The organism is Acidovorax sp. 106 (assembly GCF_003663825.1).
In the GTDB taxonomy this organism is placed as follows: domain Bacteria; phylum Pseudomonadota; class Gammaproteobacteria; order Burkholderiales; family Burkholderiaceae_C; genus Acidovorax.
The window spans coordinates 1,413,783-1,426,110 of sequence record NZ_RCCC01000001.1 but is presented as its reverse complement, the minus strand read 5'-3'; the positions used below and the strand labels follow the sequence as shown (position 1 = coordinate 1,426,110).

Here is a 12,328-nt window from a genome sequence, read left to right as displayed (position 1 = left end):
CCGGGGCGGCTGAAATACCTTGTAACGCAACCCTGGGGGTTCGGCCGGAGTCCGCGCCAGATAATCCACCGGCCTTGTCCTCTTCTACCCGACTCCATGCCGATTGAAAACGCCCTAGCGCCTGTGCCGCCCACCGATCTCTTTGAAGACCGAAACTGCCAGAGCGAAGAGGTGCTGGTGTATCGCCACGCTACATCGCATGAAGTGCCCGTCGTCAGCCTGCGCGTGCAATGGCTGGTGTTGGGTGGGGTGACTGCGGTGGCGATGGCTTTTGTGGCGTGGACCCTGCTCCGCACGCTTCCCAACCTGGCCCACATGGGCTGGGAAGGCTGGCGGGCCATGGGGGCAGCCCTCATGCAGAAAATGTCGGAAAGAGAAACGCCATGGCTGTTTTTGATCTACGTGATTGGGGGCGTGCCTCTCTTGGGAACGCGTTGGCTGTGGAATCGCCACCTCCGGCTCTACATCACCCCGCAAGGCCTGCGGCAAGAGCACCGGATGCCACTGGGCTTGCACCATCTGTTTGGGCAGAACTGGCAGATTGACTGGAGCGAGGTGCGCGGCATCACGGCGCGCCGCTCGGATGTCTTGAATGGGAATGTCAACCCGATGGCGAGTGCAGAGATCGTGCTGCAACTGAGCAAAGGCCGACAACGCGTGCTGCGGCCTGCCTTCTGGTTTCGGCCCGGCGATCCGCAACGCCCGCGCCTGAGATCGGTGAACGGCGTGTGGTCGATGTCGCCGCTTTGGTCGGGGCCCGACAACCATGCCCGATTGACGCGGGCGTTTGCAGACCTGCGCTTGGTGCGCGCGCTGCAGCAATACGCACCCCTGCCGGATGTGGCCTTGCCATGGCCAGGCACCCCAAACCTCTTCAGCACCGATCTGAACCTGAACCGCCAACCCGAGGTGCTGACCCTGTTCGGGGCCGCAGGCCTAGTGTTTGTTGTGGGCCTGATTTTGATGGTGGCCGCCCCCAATGTGCACCTGCACACCTCGCCGGGGTTGGTTGATCGCGCCACCTGGTCCGTGGGCACGTTGGCCCTTTGGGCGGCGGCGTGGCAGGCGTGGCGGCACTATCGGGCCTCGCACCCGGTTCCGGCGCCCACGCAGCAGCCGCGCGCGCCTTTGTCCAAGCCCGCCCTGGTCTTCGCTGCGGTGCTGTGGATGGCCGCGGTGGCCTTTGTGATCGAGCCCTTGCTCGTCCACTCCGCCTTGCTGGGCCGCGCCGATGCGTGGCACACCCACCGCTTTGCTTTGGGGGGCGGCTGGGCCAAACCCATCGACCCCGACGCCGCCCACATCCCGCCCATCGAGTTGCCCGGCGCGCAGAGTCGGCTGGCTTGGATCAAGCCCGGCAGCGAGGCCGATCTGGCCACGGTGCAGGGCCACTGGGGGCTGTGGATTTTCAACGATGCGCCGCTGCGCGCCTTGGCCACGCAGCAGGGCGTGCGCTGAGCGCAGCCTCGGCGGCGCCCACTGTCTTGTCTGGCGCACTGCACTGTTCCAGCCGTCGCACTTATGTTTTGGCCTGCGGGCCCCATATTCACCCTGCGTGCCGCCCGACAGGGGCGGCGCATTTCACAAGGAGCCCCGTATGTCGTTGCCCACCACCGCTGCCACCGCCCTGATGCCCGTGCTGCAAACCCAGCCCCTGGGCCCGCTGTGGCCCACGATGGACCCGTTTCTGTTTTGCGCCCACCATGACGACGCCTACCCCGCAGGCGACGGCGCCTTTGCGCCCGCCGTGTCGCTGGAAGGGCGCCAAATGGGCAGCGACTTCAGCCGCAAGGACGGCTGGAGCATGTACCACGGCGACACCGTGCCCGGCTTCCCGGGCCACCCGCACCGGGGCTTTGAAACCGTGACGCTTGTGCGCAAGGGCCTTATCGATCATGCCGATTCGCTGGGCGCTGCTGCGCGCTTTGGCGGGGGCGATGTGCAGTGGGTTACGGCCGGGCAGGGCATTCAGCATTCCGAGATGTTTCCGCTGCTCAACGCCACCGAGCCCAATCCGCTCGAACTCTTCCAGATCTGGCTGAACCTGCCCGCGAAGAACAAGATGGTGGCGCCGCACTTCACCATGCTCTGGAACGAGCGCATCCCGCGCCTGCAGCACCGTGACGCCGACGGGCGCCTGACCACCATCACCGTGGTGGCGGGCGCGCTGCCCGGCGCAGCCGCCCCGCTGAGCCCACCGCCCGAATCCTGGGCCTCGCAGCCGGATGCGGACGTAGCCATCTGGACGCTGCACCTAGAGCCCGGCGCCCGCTGGACGCTGCCCGCCGCCACCGGCCAGGGCACGCGCCGCATGCTGTACTACTTTGTGGGCAACGGCCTGACCGTAGGCCCGCAGGCCCTTGCGGGCCACGCCGCGCTGGAGATCGTGGCCACTCAAGCCTGGGAGCTGGTCAATACCGGCACCACCGCCGTGGAATGCCTGCTGCTGCAAGGCCGCCCCATTGGCGAGCCTGTGGCGCAGTACGGCCCGTTTGTGATGAACACGCAGCAGGAAATCATGCAGGCCATGCAGGACTACCGCCGCACCCAGTTTGGCGGCTGGCCCTGGCCTGAGAGTGACCCTGTGCACGGGCCTGAGGCGCGGCGGTTTGCGCGCTACCCTGGCCAGACTGAGGACGAGGTGCCCGGCGCCGCCACGGCCTGAGCCCTATCGGCATCCCCCGCGCAGCCCCTGGCCCGTGGGCTCGCAAACCCCCACCGCCAGCCCCGGTGGACGGGGTGGGTGGCAGCCCGTGGCGCCGCGTCGTGGACAATGCGCGCTTTCTTTCGCTGGTGTGTGGCCCTGGCTGCACACCCCCGCAACCGAGCCCAAGGCGCACACCGCATGACGACCATCACCAAAGACTCCGCAGTCACCATCACCTACAAAGTGACCAGCCCCCAAGGCAAGCCGCTCGACTCCGGCAGCCTGGCCTACCTGCACGGTGGCTATGAAAACATCTTCCCCAAGGTCGAAGCCGCGCTGGAAGGCCAAGCCGTGGGTTTCACCGCCAACATCGATCTGGCCGTGGAAGACGCCTTTGGCGCCCGCGATGAAAGCCTGGTGCGCACCATCCCCAAGAGCGAGTTCCCACCCGGCGTGAAGGTCGGCGGCCAACTGCAAGGCGTGGGCGCGGACGGCCAGCCTGCCGTGTTCAACGTGGTCAAGATCAAGGGCCCCGAAGTGCACCTGGACGGCAACCACCCCCTGGCGGGCGAAGCGCTCAAGTTCAGCTGCAAGGTCACGGCCGTGCGCGCTGCCAGCGCTGAAGAAATCGCCCACCGCCACGTGCACGGCGCGCACGGGCACCAGCACTGAGCCAGACAGGTCCCGGCGTGCAAGGGCTATTGGACCGCCTGGGCTATGCGCTGATCGGCCTGTTCTTTGGCGCCCTCATCGGCGTGGCAGGCTGGTGGCTGTATGGCGTGGCGCATTCCGTGCGCTACCGAGGCCAGGGCATGGACCCGCTGCTGCGCCACTGGGTGCAGTACGGCGGCGCCATTTTTGGTGTGCTGGGCTTCATCTTGCGGGAGCGTGCGGCCGATGTGGTGGCCGACACGCTGTCGGCAATGCTCCACTTCGAGTTCAACCCCGCGCCCGGCCGTGTGGCGTCTGCCGTGCTGGGCGGCGTGGTGTTGGTGATTGCGGTGGCGGCGATCTGGTTCACCAGCCCGATCAAAGGCTAGCCCGTGGCTGCCGCAGCCGATCCTCCGCTGAGCCTCTACATCCAGAGTGTGGAGGCCGAGGCCCTGCTCGAAATCTGCGCGGGCCCTTCTGTCGGCATGGGCGCAGATTTTGGACGCGCGTTCCAGGCGTGGCGGGCCGCCCATGCCGCAGCGCTGGCCGATGGCGCTGCGATGGCCGCGCAGCGAGGCATGACCGGTGAGGCCCGTCCCAGCATTCAGTCGTTTGCGCGCTTGAATGCGCAGACCTTGGCATCCCTGCCACTAGATGACCGACAGCGCCGTTGCAACGAGCTTCTGGCGTTTTTCCGTGGGCATACGGCCCGATAGATTGCTCATCTATTGATAGCTGCTAGCGCTTGTTGGATAAGCGCTAGCGGCCAAAATGCCTGAAGCCTGCGAGGTCAGACCGTTTCCAGTGCCATCACGGCCGTCGCCGTGTTCGAGATCGGGATGTGGTAGTTGCTGTGCACCCTCCGCACGCCCGCGCTGGCGGTGGACAGCGCCCCGCGCATGGCCAGCCACATCAGCAGCTCCACGCCCTGGGTGCCGGTTTTTTCCACCAGCTCGTGCACGCTGAACTGCGTGGCCCACTCGGGGTTGGTGGTCAGGCTTTCGATGAACTGCAGGTCAAACGCCTTGTTGATGAAGCCCGCGCGCTCACCATCGAGCTGGTGGCTGAGGCCGCCCGAGGCAATCACCGCCACCCTCTTGTCGCTGTCCCAACTGCTGATCGCCTGGCCCACGGCCTTGCCCAGCGCGTAGCAGCGTTTGGCCGAGGGCAGCGGGAACTGCACGGTGTTGATGCACACCGGCACCACCGTCACGGGGCAGTCGCCCTCGGGCCAGAAGAGCTTGAGCGGCAGCGTGCAGGCGTGGTCCACCAGCATCTCCTGGCAGGTGGTCACGTCAAATTCTTGCTCGACCAGCGTGTTGATGAGGTGCCACGACAGGTCCACCTCGCCCGGGAAGGGCGGCAGCGTGGGGATGCCCCAGCCTTCGTCGGCGTTGCTGTATTGCGCCGCCGCGCCCACGGCGAAGGTGGGCATTTTGTCGAGGAAGAAGTTCAGGCCGTGGTCGTTGTAGAACATCACCACCACGTCGGGCTGCTTCTCGCCCAGCCATTGGCGGATGGGCGGAAAGCCGTCGAAGAAAGGCTTCCAGTACGGATCGTTCTGCAGGCCCTTGTGGATGGCGTTGCCAATGGCCGGGATGTGCGAGGTGCCGAGGCCGCCGATGAGTTGTGCCATGTGAGTCTCCTGAATTTGGGGTATAGGTGGGCTGGCATCGCTCTGTGCGAGCGGTGCGTGCTGTGGTGTCGGACGTGCTGTTTGGGCTGTTCGGGCTGCAGGGGCGTTGGCGGCTCCCCAGCCGTTCGGGCTGAGCCTGTCGAAGCCGGGGCGTGTGGCTTGTGCGGCGCTTTGACAGAACCTCAGCGTGAACGGGTGAAGTGGTGCTGGCAAGAGGTAGGCTGAGCGCAGCGCCGGTCAGTCCCGACCTGCCGCCACCAGCATCGCCTTGAATTCGTCTTTGGTCATGCCCGTCTGCTGCGCGCCGATGTCCTGCATGTCCAGCTTGAAGATGCCCGCGAACTTGGCCAGGTAGTAGGCGTTGCCGCCTGCGGCAATGAGCTGCAGCACGTTCTTGGCGCGGATGGCGGCGGCCTGCTGCGCGTTCAGGCCGTATTGCTTCATGTACGCCTCTTCGTCGGCCAGGAAGGCCTTGCGGTTGGCCTCGTCGTTGAACGAAAAGCACATCTTGTTCAGCGCATAGCCCTTGCGGGCCTGGTCGCCATCGAACGGCGTGGTGCCGGGAATCGGGGGCAGTGGGGAAGGCATGGAAGTCTCCGGGTCTTGATCTGGGTCAGCCCGCAGTGTCGCGATGCCATTGCCAAAGATGAAGCCCGAAAAGATCATCAAACCCATGAGCAAATTCGATGGATCGCAGTTGGACGGCCACCTGCTGCAACTGCTGCTGGCCGTGCTGGAAACCGGCAGCATCACCGCCGCCGCCGAGCGCCTGGGTGTTACCCAGTCGGCCGTAAGCCACCTGCTGGACAAGCTGCGCGCCATCACCGGCGACCCGCTGTTTGTGAAGCGCGGGCGCGGCATCGTGCCCACCGCACGGGCCGAGGCGCTGGCCCAGCCTGCGCGCGACATGCTGCACCAGATGCAACTGTTTGCCCAAGGGGCCGAGTTTGAACCGATGCAGTGGCAGACCGAGCTGACGATTGCGGCCAACGACTTCCAGCGCGATTTGCTGCTGCCCGCCCTGGCCGCGCGCCTGCGCAGCGCCGCACCGGGCGTCACCCTGCGCATTGTGCCCAGCGGCGCACCCAGCGCCGAGTTGTTGCGCTCAGACGCGTGCCAGCTCGTCATCAGCCCCCGCCCGCCGGACGGCACCGACATCGTGCAAAAGCGCCTGTTTGAAGACCAGTACCGCGTGTTCTACGACGCCAGCGTGCGCAGCGCCCCCGCCACCGAGGCCGACTACCTGGCCGCCGACCACGCCACCGTGGCCTATGAAGCGCACCGGGGGCTGGACCTGGACCGCCAGCTGCTGGCCCGTGGCGTGCGCCGCCGCTTCGCCGTGCGCGTGCCGGGCTTTGCGGCGCTACCGGCCTTTGTGCGTGGCACCGCGCTGCTCACCACGGCCCCGTCGCTGCTGGCCCGCACAGCCCTGGCAGGCCTGGCCAGCGCGTCCGTGCCCGTGGTGTGCCCGGCCATGCCGATGTACCTGATCTGGCATGCGCGGTATCAGCAGGATGCGGCGCACCGGTGGCTCAGGGCGGAGGTGGAGGGGGTGGTGGGGCCGGTGTTACGCGAGGTTTCTACATCTGCTGGTGTGTGAGCATTGGCTGGATGCGAAGCCCAAGGTGTTGTGCGTTTGTTCAACCTCAGTGTCTTATCCGGACATGAGGAGCGCAGGTTTGGGCCTTGATGCCATTGCCAGATAAGCAATGCCCGCTCCAACGATCAATTGACAGACATACCAGGCGAGCCGATTGCTTTTTTGTTCTTTGACCGCGCTGAGGGTGTCACGGTACTTGCCTTGCACAACGACCGCAACGATACGACCGTTTGACACGTGTGCAGTCACATCTTTGCCCTCATCAGCGCCTGCTCCGGGGTAGCCGCATCGACTTGTGGGGCAGTCAAGCGCTACTTCGTGGGCATTGCGCAGCGTAAGCCGCTTAGCCGTCACTTTCATGGTGCCTTTGACCGGTACCGCATCAGCGGTAGACAGGGTGCGTACTTCAGCAAGCTCGTATGCCTCAGTTCCCCCCAGTGCCAGAGAAACCAAGACAAGTGCAATGCCAGTTCCTAGCCACCATTCACGGGCTGATTTGATGAATGCAATCACTGCAGATTCTTCGGCTGGTTGGTTGCAAATGCCATCAGTATGCGAGGGCTGTGGAGGGGATGGTTTACACCAGATCGGCAGTCTGCAAGATCCGTGCGTATTCCCCCTGCAGGTTGGCCAGCGACACCCGGTGAATGTCCTCGGCACTGCGGGGCGTGCCGTCCAGGTCAGGGCGGTCAAAGGTGTAGCAGGCATCGGCCACCACCGTGCATTGCAAGCCCAGGCAGGCGGCGCTGCGCACGCTGGCTTCCACCGACATGTTGGTGCTCACGCCCGTAAAGATCAGCGAGCGTATGCCGCGCTGGTGCAGCCAGCGCTCCAGCCCGCTGTGGGCGAAGGCGTCGGTCACGTGCTTGTCCACCACGTGCTCTGAGGCTTGGGGTAGCAGAGCCTCTTGAAATTCCACGCCGCTTTGGCCGGGCCAGAAAGGTGACCCTGGTGTGAGCGAGAGGTGGCGCACATGCACCACCGGCTGGCCGCGCTGGCGCCAGTGCTGCAGCAGCCGGGCGATGTTCGATTCCGCCACGGGGTTGTTGCGCTGCGCCGGGCGGGCCATGCCTTTTTGCATGTCGATGATGAGGAGCGCCGCGTGGTGGGATGTGGCTTCTGGATGGGTCATGGCGCGTATCCGGTCAGCAGGGCGTGGGCCCAGTCCGGGCGGTTTCTTTGGCGGGCAAGTTCTGCCATGGTCTGGTGTGCGTAGGGCACCGTTAGCAACTGGCTGGTCCAGCCCGCCGGGCCGCGTTCCACGATGGCGTAGCGCGCATCGGGCGAGCGTGATTCGACCACATGGGGGTAGGGGTGGTCGTCCGCAAAGGCTTGCAAGCCCACGCTGCCAGGGTTGACGATCAGACCGCCCTGGGCGGTGCGCACGCTGCGGGCCACATGGGTGTGGCCGCACAGGATGAGTTCTGCGCGGTGCCCGCCCAGTCGCTCTTCGATCTCGCTGGCGGTGGCTGGGCGCTCTGCTGTCTGAAGCAGCGCCAGGTGGTCCACGCCCGGCGCGCCGTGGCAAAGCAGGATCTGGTCGGTCAGGAAATGGGTGTGTGGCAGGCGGGCCATCCATTCCAGCTCGCGGGGGCTGAGCTGGGCGTGGGCGTACTGGTCTGAAAAGCTGGCGGTGGGGCTCAGGTGCAGCAACTGCCGCTCATGGTTGCCTGCGAGGTGCACCCAGTCCTGCGCCATCAGGTATTGCGCTGTTCCGAGGGGGAGCAAGGGGCCGGAAACGCTGTCGCCCAGGTTGACCACAGTGTCTACACCCCGCGTGCACAGGTCTGCAGCCACGGCGTGCAGGGCGGCCAGGTTGCCATGGATGTCGGATAGGACGGCGATGCGCATGCCGCGCATGTTAAGCGCTGAGGCGTGCAGGAGGTCGGCTGTGCATCGGTGCCCCAAAGCGCACCGGGGTTCAGTGCGGGCCAGCGCTCACTGGGACTGCGCCCGGTCCCGCCGCAACGCTCCCCGCAACAACCGTGTCGCCCGATCCTTGAGTCCCACCGGCTTGCCCGGCCGCACCGGGTGCTTGCGTGCCTCCACGCAAGCCGCCAAAAAGTCCTGCAGGATGGCCGTGTCGTCCAGCGTGTCCGAGCCCTTTTTGTGGAACTCCGGGTGCCACTGGGTGGCCGCGATGTAGCCGCGCCCTGGGGCGGGCTTGAGGCGGATGGCCTCGGGCACGCCGTCGGGTTCGCTCAGCGCTTCGACCTCAAACTCGGGTGCCACACGCTTGATGCCCTGGTGGTGGATGCTGTTCACGCGCGCTCGGGGTGCGTCGGGGTAGAGCTGGGCCAGGCGCGAGCCGGGCACGATCTGGATGTCGTGGAAGTGCTGGTCGTAGGTGGTGGCGTTGCGGTGCTGCCGTGCGCCGGGGTGCTGGGTTTCGATGTCCTGGTACAGCGCGCCGCCAAAGGCCACGTTGATCAGCTGCAGGCCCCGGCACACGCCAAAGATGGGTTTGCCCACTTCGGCAAAGGCTTTGACCAGGGCCAGGTCGTAGATGTCGCGCACGCGGTCGCCCACCCACTCTTCACGCAGAGGTTCTTCGCCATAGTTGCCGGGCCACACGTCGGCGCCGCCGTGCATCACCACACCATCGAGCCATTCGGCATAGTGCTGCAGCGTGACGTCGCCGCGCGCCGTCTCGCCCGTGGGGCAGGGCACCATCACGACGATGGCGCCGGACGACATGATCCAGTGCGCGATGGATTGCTCGACGTACTGCAGCGTTTTGTTGGTGAACAGGGGGCGGGTGGGGTCGGCGTGCTGGAAGCAGGCGGACAGGCCGATTTTGAGGCGGGGGGCGTCGGGCATGGCGGGGTGGTGCTGAAGGTGCGCTGGCGAGGGGGCGCACAGGCCAGCCACGGTTGTAGCACCGCGCTGCCAGGGGCGGTGTAGGAGAGCGTCGGCTTCCGTTGCCGCATCTGCGGCCCGGCCAACCTGCCGGTGGTGCGATGGACGTGGCGCAGCACCCGCAGGCCCAGCAGGGCCTGGTTAAGCATGAAAATGGCCTCTAGCGCTTGTTAAATAAGCGTGAGCAGCTATATAAACAATAGCGTTTAGCCCGCTCAGGCAGTGACCAGCTCCGACGTCTGGCAGGCTGCTTCTGCTGCGGCAGGCTGGGCTTGCAAGGCGATGCCAGGGCGGGACAGCAAGGGGTGCAGTTGCACCACCTGGCCCACCATGATGAGGGCGGGGGGCTGCACCTTCTCGGCCACGGCCAGGGCGGGCAGGGTGGCCAGGGTGGCGGCCAGGCAGCGCTCGGTGGGCAGCGTGGCGTTTTCCACCACGGCGGCGGGCGTGTCGGCGGGCAGGCCGTGAGCGATGAGCTGGCTGCAGATGGCGGGCAGGGCGCCCACACCCATGTAGATCACCACGGTTTGGCGGGGGCGGGCCAGTAGTTCCCAGTCCAGCCCCACGGTGCGGTCTTCGCGCAGGTGGCCCGTGGCAAACACCAGGGTGCAGGCGTGGTCGCGGTGCGTGAGCGGTATGCCCACCGAGGCCCCAGCGCCCTGCGCAGCCGTGATGCCCGGCACCACATCAAAGCCAATGCCCGCTTGCGCCAGGGCCTGCACCTCTTCACCGCCGCGCCCAAAAATGTAGCAGTCGCCGCCCTTCAGGCGCACCAGGCTACGGCCGCTTTGGGCCAGGCGCACCATCAGTTCAATGATCTGCTCTTGCGGCAGGGTGTGGCGCGAGGATTCCTTGCCCACATAGATGCGCTCTGCATCGGGGGCGATGCAGTCCAGCACGGCGGGGCCGACCAGGTGGTCGTACAGCACCAGGGTGGCGCTTTGCAACGCGCGGTAGGCCTTGCGGGTGAGCAGATCCGGGTCGCCGGGGCCCGCGCCCACCAGCGTGACATGACCCGCCTGCGGGCATGGGCTTTGGGCCGCGCAGGCCCTGTCTGCGGCGGTGCCGGTCGCGTTGTTCATCGGGCTCATCGTGGATCTCGTTGTGTGATGGGAACAGGCCCGATGTTTAAACGCAATGCACCGCCCGACCTTGACTTAGTTCAAGGTCGGCGCATGCAAGCCGCGAGACGATGCGTTCATTGGCGGTGACGGTCTGCGCAGGGCAAGCACTTGTCTTGCACATGCCACGCCGCCCACGCTCCCCACGGTGAAGACATGACACACAACCCCCTCTCCCCGCAGGCCAGCCCGGTGCGTGCGCGCCTGGGCGCCGCCTGTCTGGCCTGGTGTGCCGGCCTGGGGCTGGCGGGCATGGCTGCCGCGCAGCCTACCCAACCCGCACCGGCTGCCCCCAGCCCCGAGCGCCAGGGCGCGCTGGTGCGCATGGTGCGGCAAGACTGCGGCTCGTGCCACGGCATGCGCCTGACGGGCGGGCTGGGCCCGGCCCTCACGCCCCAGGCGCTGGAGGGCAAGCCCCTGCTGTCCATGGCTTCCACCATCTACGGCGGCCGCCCTGGCACCCCCATGCCGGGCTGGAGCGCCATGCTCACCCAGGACGAAGCCCAGTGGGTTGCGCAGCAACTGGCCGATGGCTTTCCTGAAGAACCCCGGAGACCCGCGCGATGAACCGATCCATCCTCCCTAGCGTCCACCGGCGCGGCTGGCTGTCCGTGATGGCCAGCTCCGTGGTGGCGGCCTCTCCCCTGTGGGCCAGCGGCTGCGCGGCCCTGGCCGACGGCGCTGCACCTGCCGCCGACACCCTGCGCGGCACGGGCGATCTGGGCGTGGTCATCCAGCGCGCACGGGGCGCCATCACGGTGGTCAACACCAGCCAGCGCAGCTTGCTGGGCGAGGTGGGCGGGCTGGGTGATCTGTCGCACGCCTCGGTGGTGTTCTCGCGCGATGGGCGCTATGCCTATGTGTTCGGGCGCGATGGCGGTCTCACGCAGGTGGACCTGCTGCGCGAGCGCACGGTGCACCGGGTGATGCAGGCCGGCAACTCGATTGGTGGCGCCATCAGCGCCGATGGCACGCTGGTGGCGGCGCAAAACTATGTGCCCGGCGGCGTGAAGGTGTTTGACGCGAAAACGCTGGACCTGCTGGCCGACCTGCCCGCCACCTACGGCAAGGGCAACGACCAGCGTTCGCGGGTGGTGGGTCTGGTGGACTTGCCCCAGCGCCGCTTTGCCTACAGCCTGTTCGATGCCGACGCCATTTGCGTGGCCGACTGCGCCGACCCCGCCCACCCGCGCGTGCACACCCTCGAAGGCATTGGCCGCCAGCCGTACGACGCGCTGGTCACCCCCGACGGGCGCTATTACATCGCTGGCCTGTTTGGCGAAGACGGGCTGGCCATGGTGGACCTGTGGGAGCCCAAACCCGTGGTGCGGCGCATTCTGGCGGGCTATGGCCGGGGCCAGCAGCCTTTGCCGGTGTACAAGATGCCGCACCTGCGCGGCTGGGCCGTGGCCGGGCGCCACGCCTACCTGCCCGCCATTGGCCGCCACGAGGTGCTGGTGGTGGACACCACCACCTGGCAAGAGGTGGGCCGCATCCCGGTCGCGGGGCAGCCCGTGTTTGTGATGGCACGGCCTGATGGCCGCCAGGTGTGGGTGAACTTTGCCGTGCCCGACTATGACCAGGTGCAGGTCATCGACACCCTCAGCCAGCGCGTGGTGGACACGCTGCGCCCCGGCAAGGCGGTGCTGCACATGGAGTTCACGCCACGCGGCGACACGGTGTGGATCAGCTGCCGCGACGACCACCTGGTGCGCGTCATCGACACCGCCACGCGTCAGACCCTGGCCACGCTGGCGGTGGATGCCCCCAGTGGCATCTTCTTCACTGCGCGCGCGCAGCGCATGGGGTTCTGA

Annotated in this window: 15 protein-coding genes; 8 read left to right on the top strand and 7 right to left on the bottom strand. The window is 66.8% G+C overall.

Going from position 1 to position 12,328, the window contains the following annotated elements; translation table 11 throughout:
• Window positions 1-96: 96 nt before the first annotated feature.
• The 5 genes from C8C98_RS06430 (at window position 97) to C8C98_RS06410 (ending at window position 4,014) form a co-directional block, all read left to right on the top strand.
• On the top strand, window positions 97-1,458 hold the full coding sequence (locus tag C8C98_RS06430) for a hypothetical protein (protein ID WP_121453585.1): 1,362 nt from the start codon (window positions 97-99) through the stop codon (window positions 1,456-1,458).
• Window positions 1,459-1,597: 139 nt separating this feature from the next.
• On the top strand, window positions 1,598-2,665 hold the full coding sequence (locus C8C98_RS06425; protein ID WP_121453584.1) for a pirin family protein: 1,068 nt from the start codon (window positions 1,598-1,600) through the stop codon (window positions 2,663-2,665).
• A gap of 180 nt (window positions 2,666-2,845) precedes the next feature.
• Entirely contained in the window at window positions 2,846-3,319 is a 474-nt protein-coding gene (locus C8C98_RS06420) for a peptidylprolyl isomerase (RefSeq protein ID WP_121456076.1), read from the top strand.
• Between the two features lie 17 nt (window positions 3,320-3,336).
• A complete protein-coding gene (locus tag C8C98_RS06415; protein ID WP_147436335.1) occupies window positions 3,337-3,687 on the top strand; it encodes a hypothetical protein in 351 nt (116 codons plus the stop codon).
• Between the two features lie 3 nt (window positions 3,688-3,690).
• Complete coding sequence (locus tag C8C98_RS06410) at window positions 3,691-4,014, top strand: hypothetical protein (protein ID WP_121453582.1); 324 nt, start codon at window positions 3,691-3,693, stop codon at window positions 4,012-4,014.
• Window positions 4,015-4,088: 74 nt separating this feature from the next.
• Here the strand turns inward: C8C98_RS06410 and C8C98_RS06405 are convergent, their stop codons facing one another.
• Both C8C98_RS06405 and C8C98_RS06400 read right to left on the bottom strand, forming a co-directional pair.
• A complete protein-coding gene (locus C8C98_RS06405; RefSeq protein WP_121453581.1) occupies window positions 4,089-4,934 on the bottom strand; it encodes a class III extradiol dioxygenase family protein in 846 nt (281 codons plus the stop codon).
• A 237-nt stretch (window positions 4,935-5,171) separates the two neighbouring features.
• Window positions 5,172-5,522, bottom strand: coding sequence for a protocatechuate 4,5-dioxygenase subunit alpha (locus C8C98_RS06400; RefSeq protein ID WP_121453580.1), 351 nt, complete (start codon window positions 5,520-5,522; stop codon window positions 5,172-5,174).
• A 76-nt stretch (window positions 5,523-5,598) separates the two neighbouring features.
• On the opposite strand from C8C98_RS06400, the gene C8C98_RS06395 reads away from it, so the two are divergent.
• A complete protein-coding gene (locus C8C98_RS06395; RefSeq protein ID WP_121456075.1) occupies window positions 5,599-6,534 on the top strand; it encodes a LysR family transcriptional regulator in 936 nt (311 codons plus the stop codon).
• A 54-nt stretch (window positions 6,535-6,588) separates the two neighbouring features.
• On the opposite strand, the gene C8C98_RS21510 is transcribed toward C8C98_RS06395, so the two are convergent.
• The 5 genes from C8C98_RS21510 to cobA all read right to left on the bottom strand — a co-directional run bounded on the left by C8C98_RS21510 (window position 6,589) and on the right by cobA (window position 10,484).
• Window positions 6,589-7,047, bottom strand: a complete 459-nt coding sequence (locus tag C8C98_RS21510) for a hypothetical protein (RefSeq protein ID WP_147436334.1) — start codon at window positions 7,045-7,047, stop codon at window positions 6,589-6,591.
• Between the two features lie 64 nt (window positions 7,048-7,111).
• On the bottom strand, window positions 7,112-7,666 hold the full coding sequence (locus C8C98_RS06390) for a cysteine hydrolase family protein (protein WP_121453579.1): 555 nt from the start codon (window positions 7,664-7,666) through the stop codon (window positions 7,112-7,114).
• Window positions 7,663-8,385, bottom strand: a complete 723-nt coding sequence (locus tag C8C98_RS06385; RefSeq protein ID WP_121456074.1) for a metallophosphoesterase — start codon at window positions 8,383-8,385, stop codon at window positions 7,663-7,665. The genes C8C98_RS06390 and C8C98_RS06385 overlap by 4 nt, the downstream gene beginning before the upstream one ends.
• Window positions 8,386-8,472: 87 nt before the next feature.
• Window positions 8,473-9,354, bottom strand: a complete 882-nt coding sequence (locus C8C98_RS06380; RefSeq protein WP_121453578.1) for a gamma-glutamyl-gamma-aminobutyrate hydrolase family protein — start codon at window positions 9,352-9,354, stop codon at window positions 8,473-8,475.
• 254 nt (window positions 9,355-9,608) lie between these two features.
• Entirely contained in the window at window positions 9,609-10,484 is an 876-nt protein-coding gene (gene cobA / locus C8C98_RS06375; RefSeq protein WP_121453577.1) for a uroporphyrinogen-III C-methyltransferase, read from the bottom strand.
• A 186-nt stretch (window positions 10,485-10,670) separates the two neighbouring features.
• Here cobA and C8C98_RS06370 point away from each other — a divergent pair, with 186 nt between their 5' ends.
• Both C8C98_RS06370 and C8C98_RS06365 read left to right on the top strand, forming a co-directional pair.
• The gene (locus tag C8C98_RS06370) at window positions 10,671-11,081 is read left to right on the top strand and encodes a cytochrome c (protein ID WP_370450349.1); all 411 of its coding nucleotides are present in this window, start codon (window positions 10,671-10,673) and stop codon (window positions 11,079-11,081) included.
• Window positions 11,082-11,128: 47 nt separating this feature from the next.
• Window positions 11,129-12,328 carry a cytochrome D1 domain-containing protein gene (locus C8C98_RS06365; RefSeq protein ID WP_121456072.1) on the top strand — a complete coding sequence of 400 codons (1,200 nt, stop codon included), beginning with the start codon at window positions 11,129-11,131 and terminating at the stop codon, window positions 12,326-12,328.

Excerpts from the sequence above, each read along its gene's own strand:
- cobA (WP_121453577.1), bottom strand. The coding sequence starts at position 10,484 with ATGAGCCCGATGAACAACGCGACCGGCACCGCCGCAGACAGGGCCTGC.
- C8C98_RS06420 (WP_121456076.1), top strand. The coding sequence starts at position 2,846 with ATGACGACCATCACCAAAGACTCCGCAGTCACCATCACCTACAAAGTG.
- C8C98_RS06425 (WP_121453584.1), top strand. The coding sequence starts at position 1,598 with ATGTCGTTGCCCACCACCGCTGCCACCGCCCTGATGCCCGTGCTGCAA.
- C8C98_RS06405 (WP_121453581.1), bottom strand. The coding sequence starts at position 4,934 with ATGGCACAACTCATCGGCGGCCTCGGCACCTCGCACATCCCGGCCATT.
- C8C98_RS06390 (WP_121453579.1), bottom strand. The coding sequence starts at position 7,666 with ATGACCCATCCAGAAGCCACATCCCACCACGCGGCGCTCCTCATCATC.
- C8C98_RS06430 (WP_121453585.1), top strand. The coding sequence starts at position 97 with ATGCCGATTGAAAACGCCCTAGCGCCTGTGCCGCCCACCGATCTCTTT.
- C8C98_RS06380 (WP_121453578.1), bottom strand. The coding sequence starts at position 9,354 with ATGCCCGACGCCCCCCGCCTCAAAATCGGCCTGTCCGCCTGCTTCCAG.
- C8C98_RS06365 (WP_121456072.1), top strand. The coding sequence starts at position 11,129 with ATGGCCAGCTCCGTGGTGGCGGCCTCTCCCCTGTGGGCCAGCGGCTGC.
- C8C98_RS06370 (WP_370450349.1), top strand. The coding sequence starts at position 10,671 with ATGACACACAACCCCCTCTCCCCGCAGGCCAGCCCGGTGCGTGCGCGC.
- C8C98_RS06385 (WP_121456074.1), bottom strand. The coding sequence starts at position 8,385 with ATGCGCATCGCCGTCCTATCCGACATCCATGGCAACCTGGCCGCCCTG.
- C8C98_RS06400 (WP_121453580.1), bottom strand. The coding sequence starts at position 5,522 with ATGCCTTCCCCACTGCCCCCGATTCCCGGCACCACGCCGTTCGATGGC.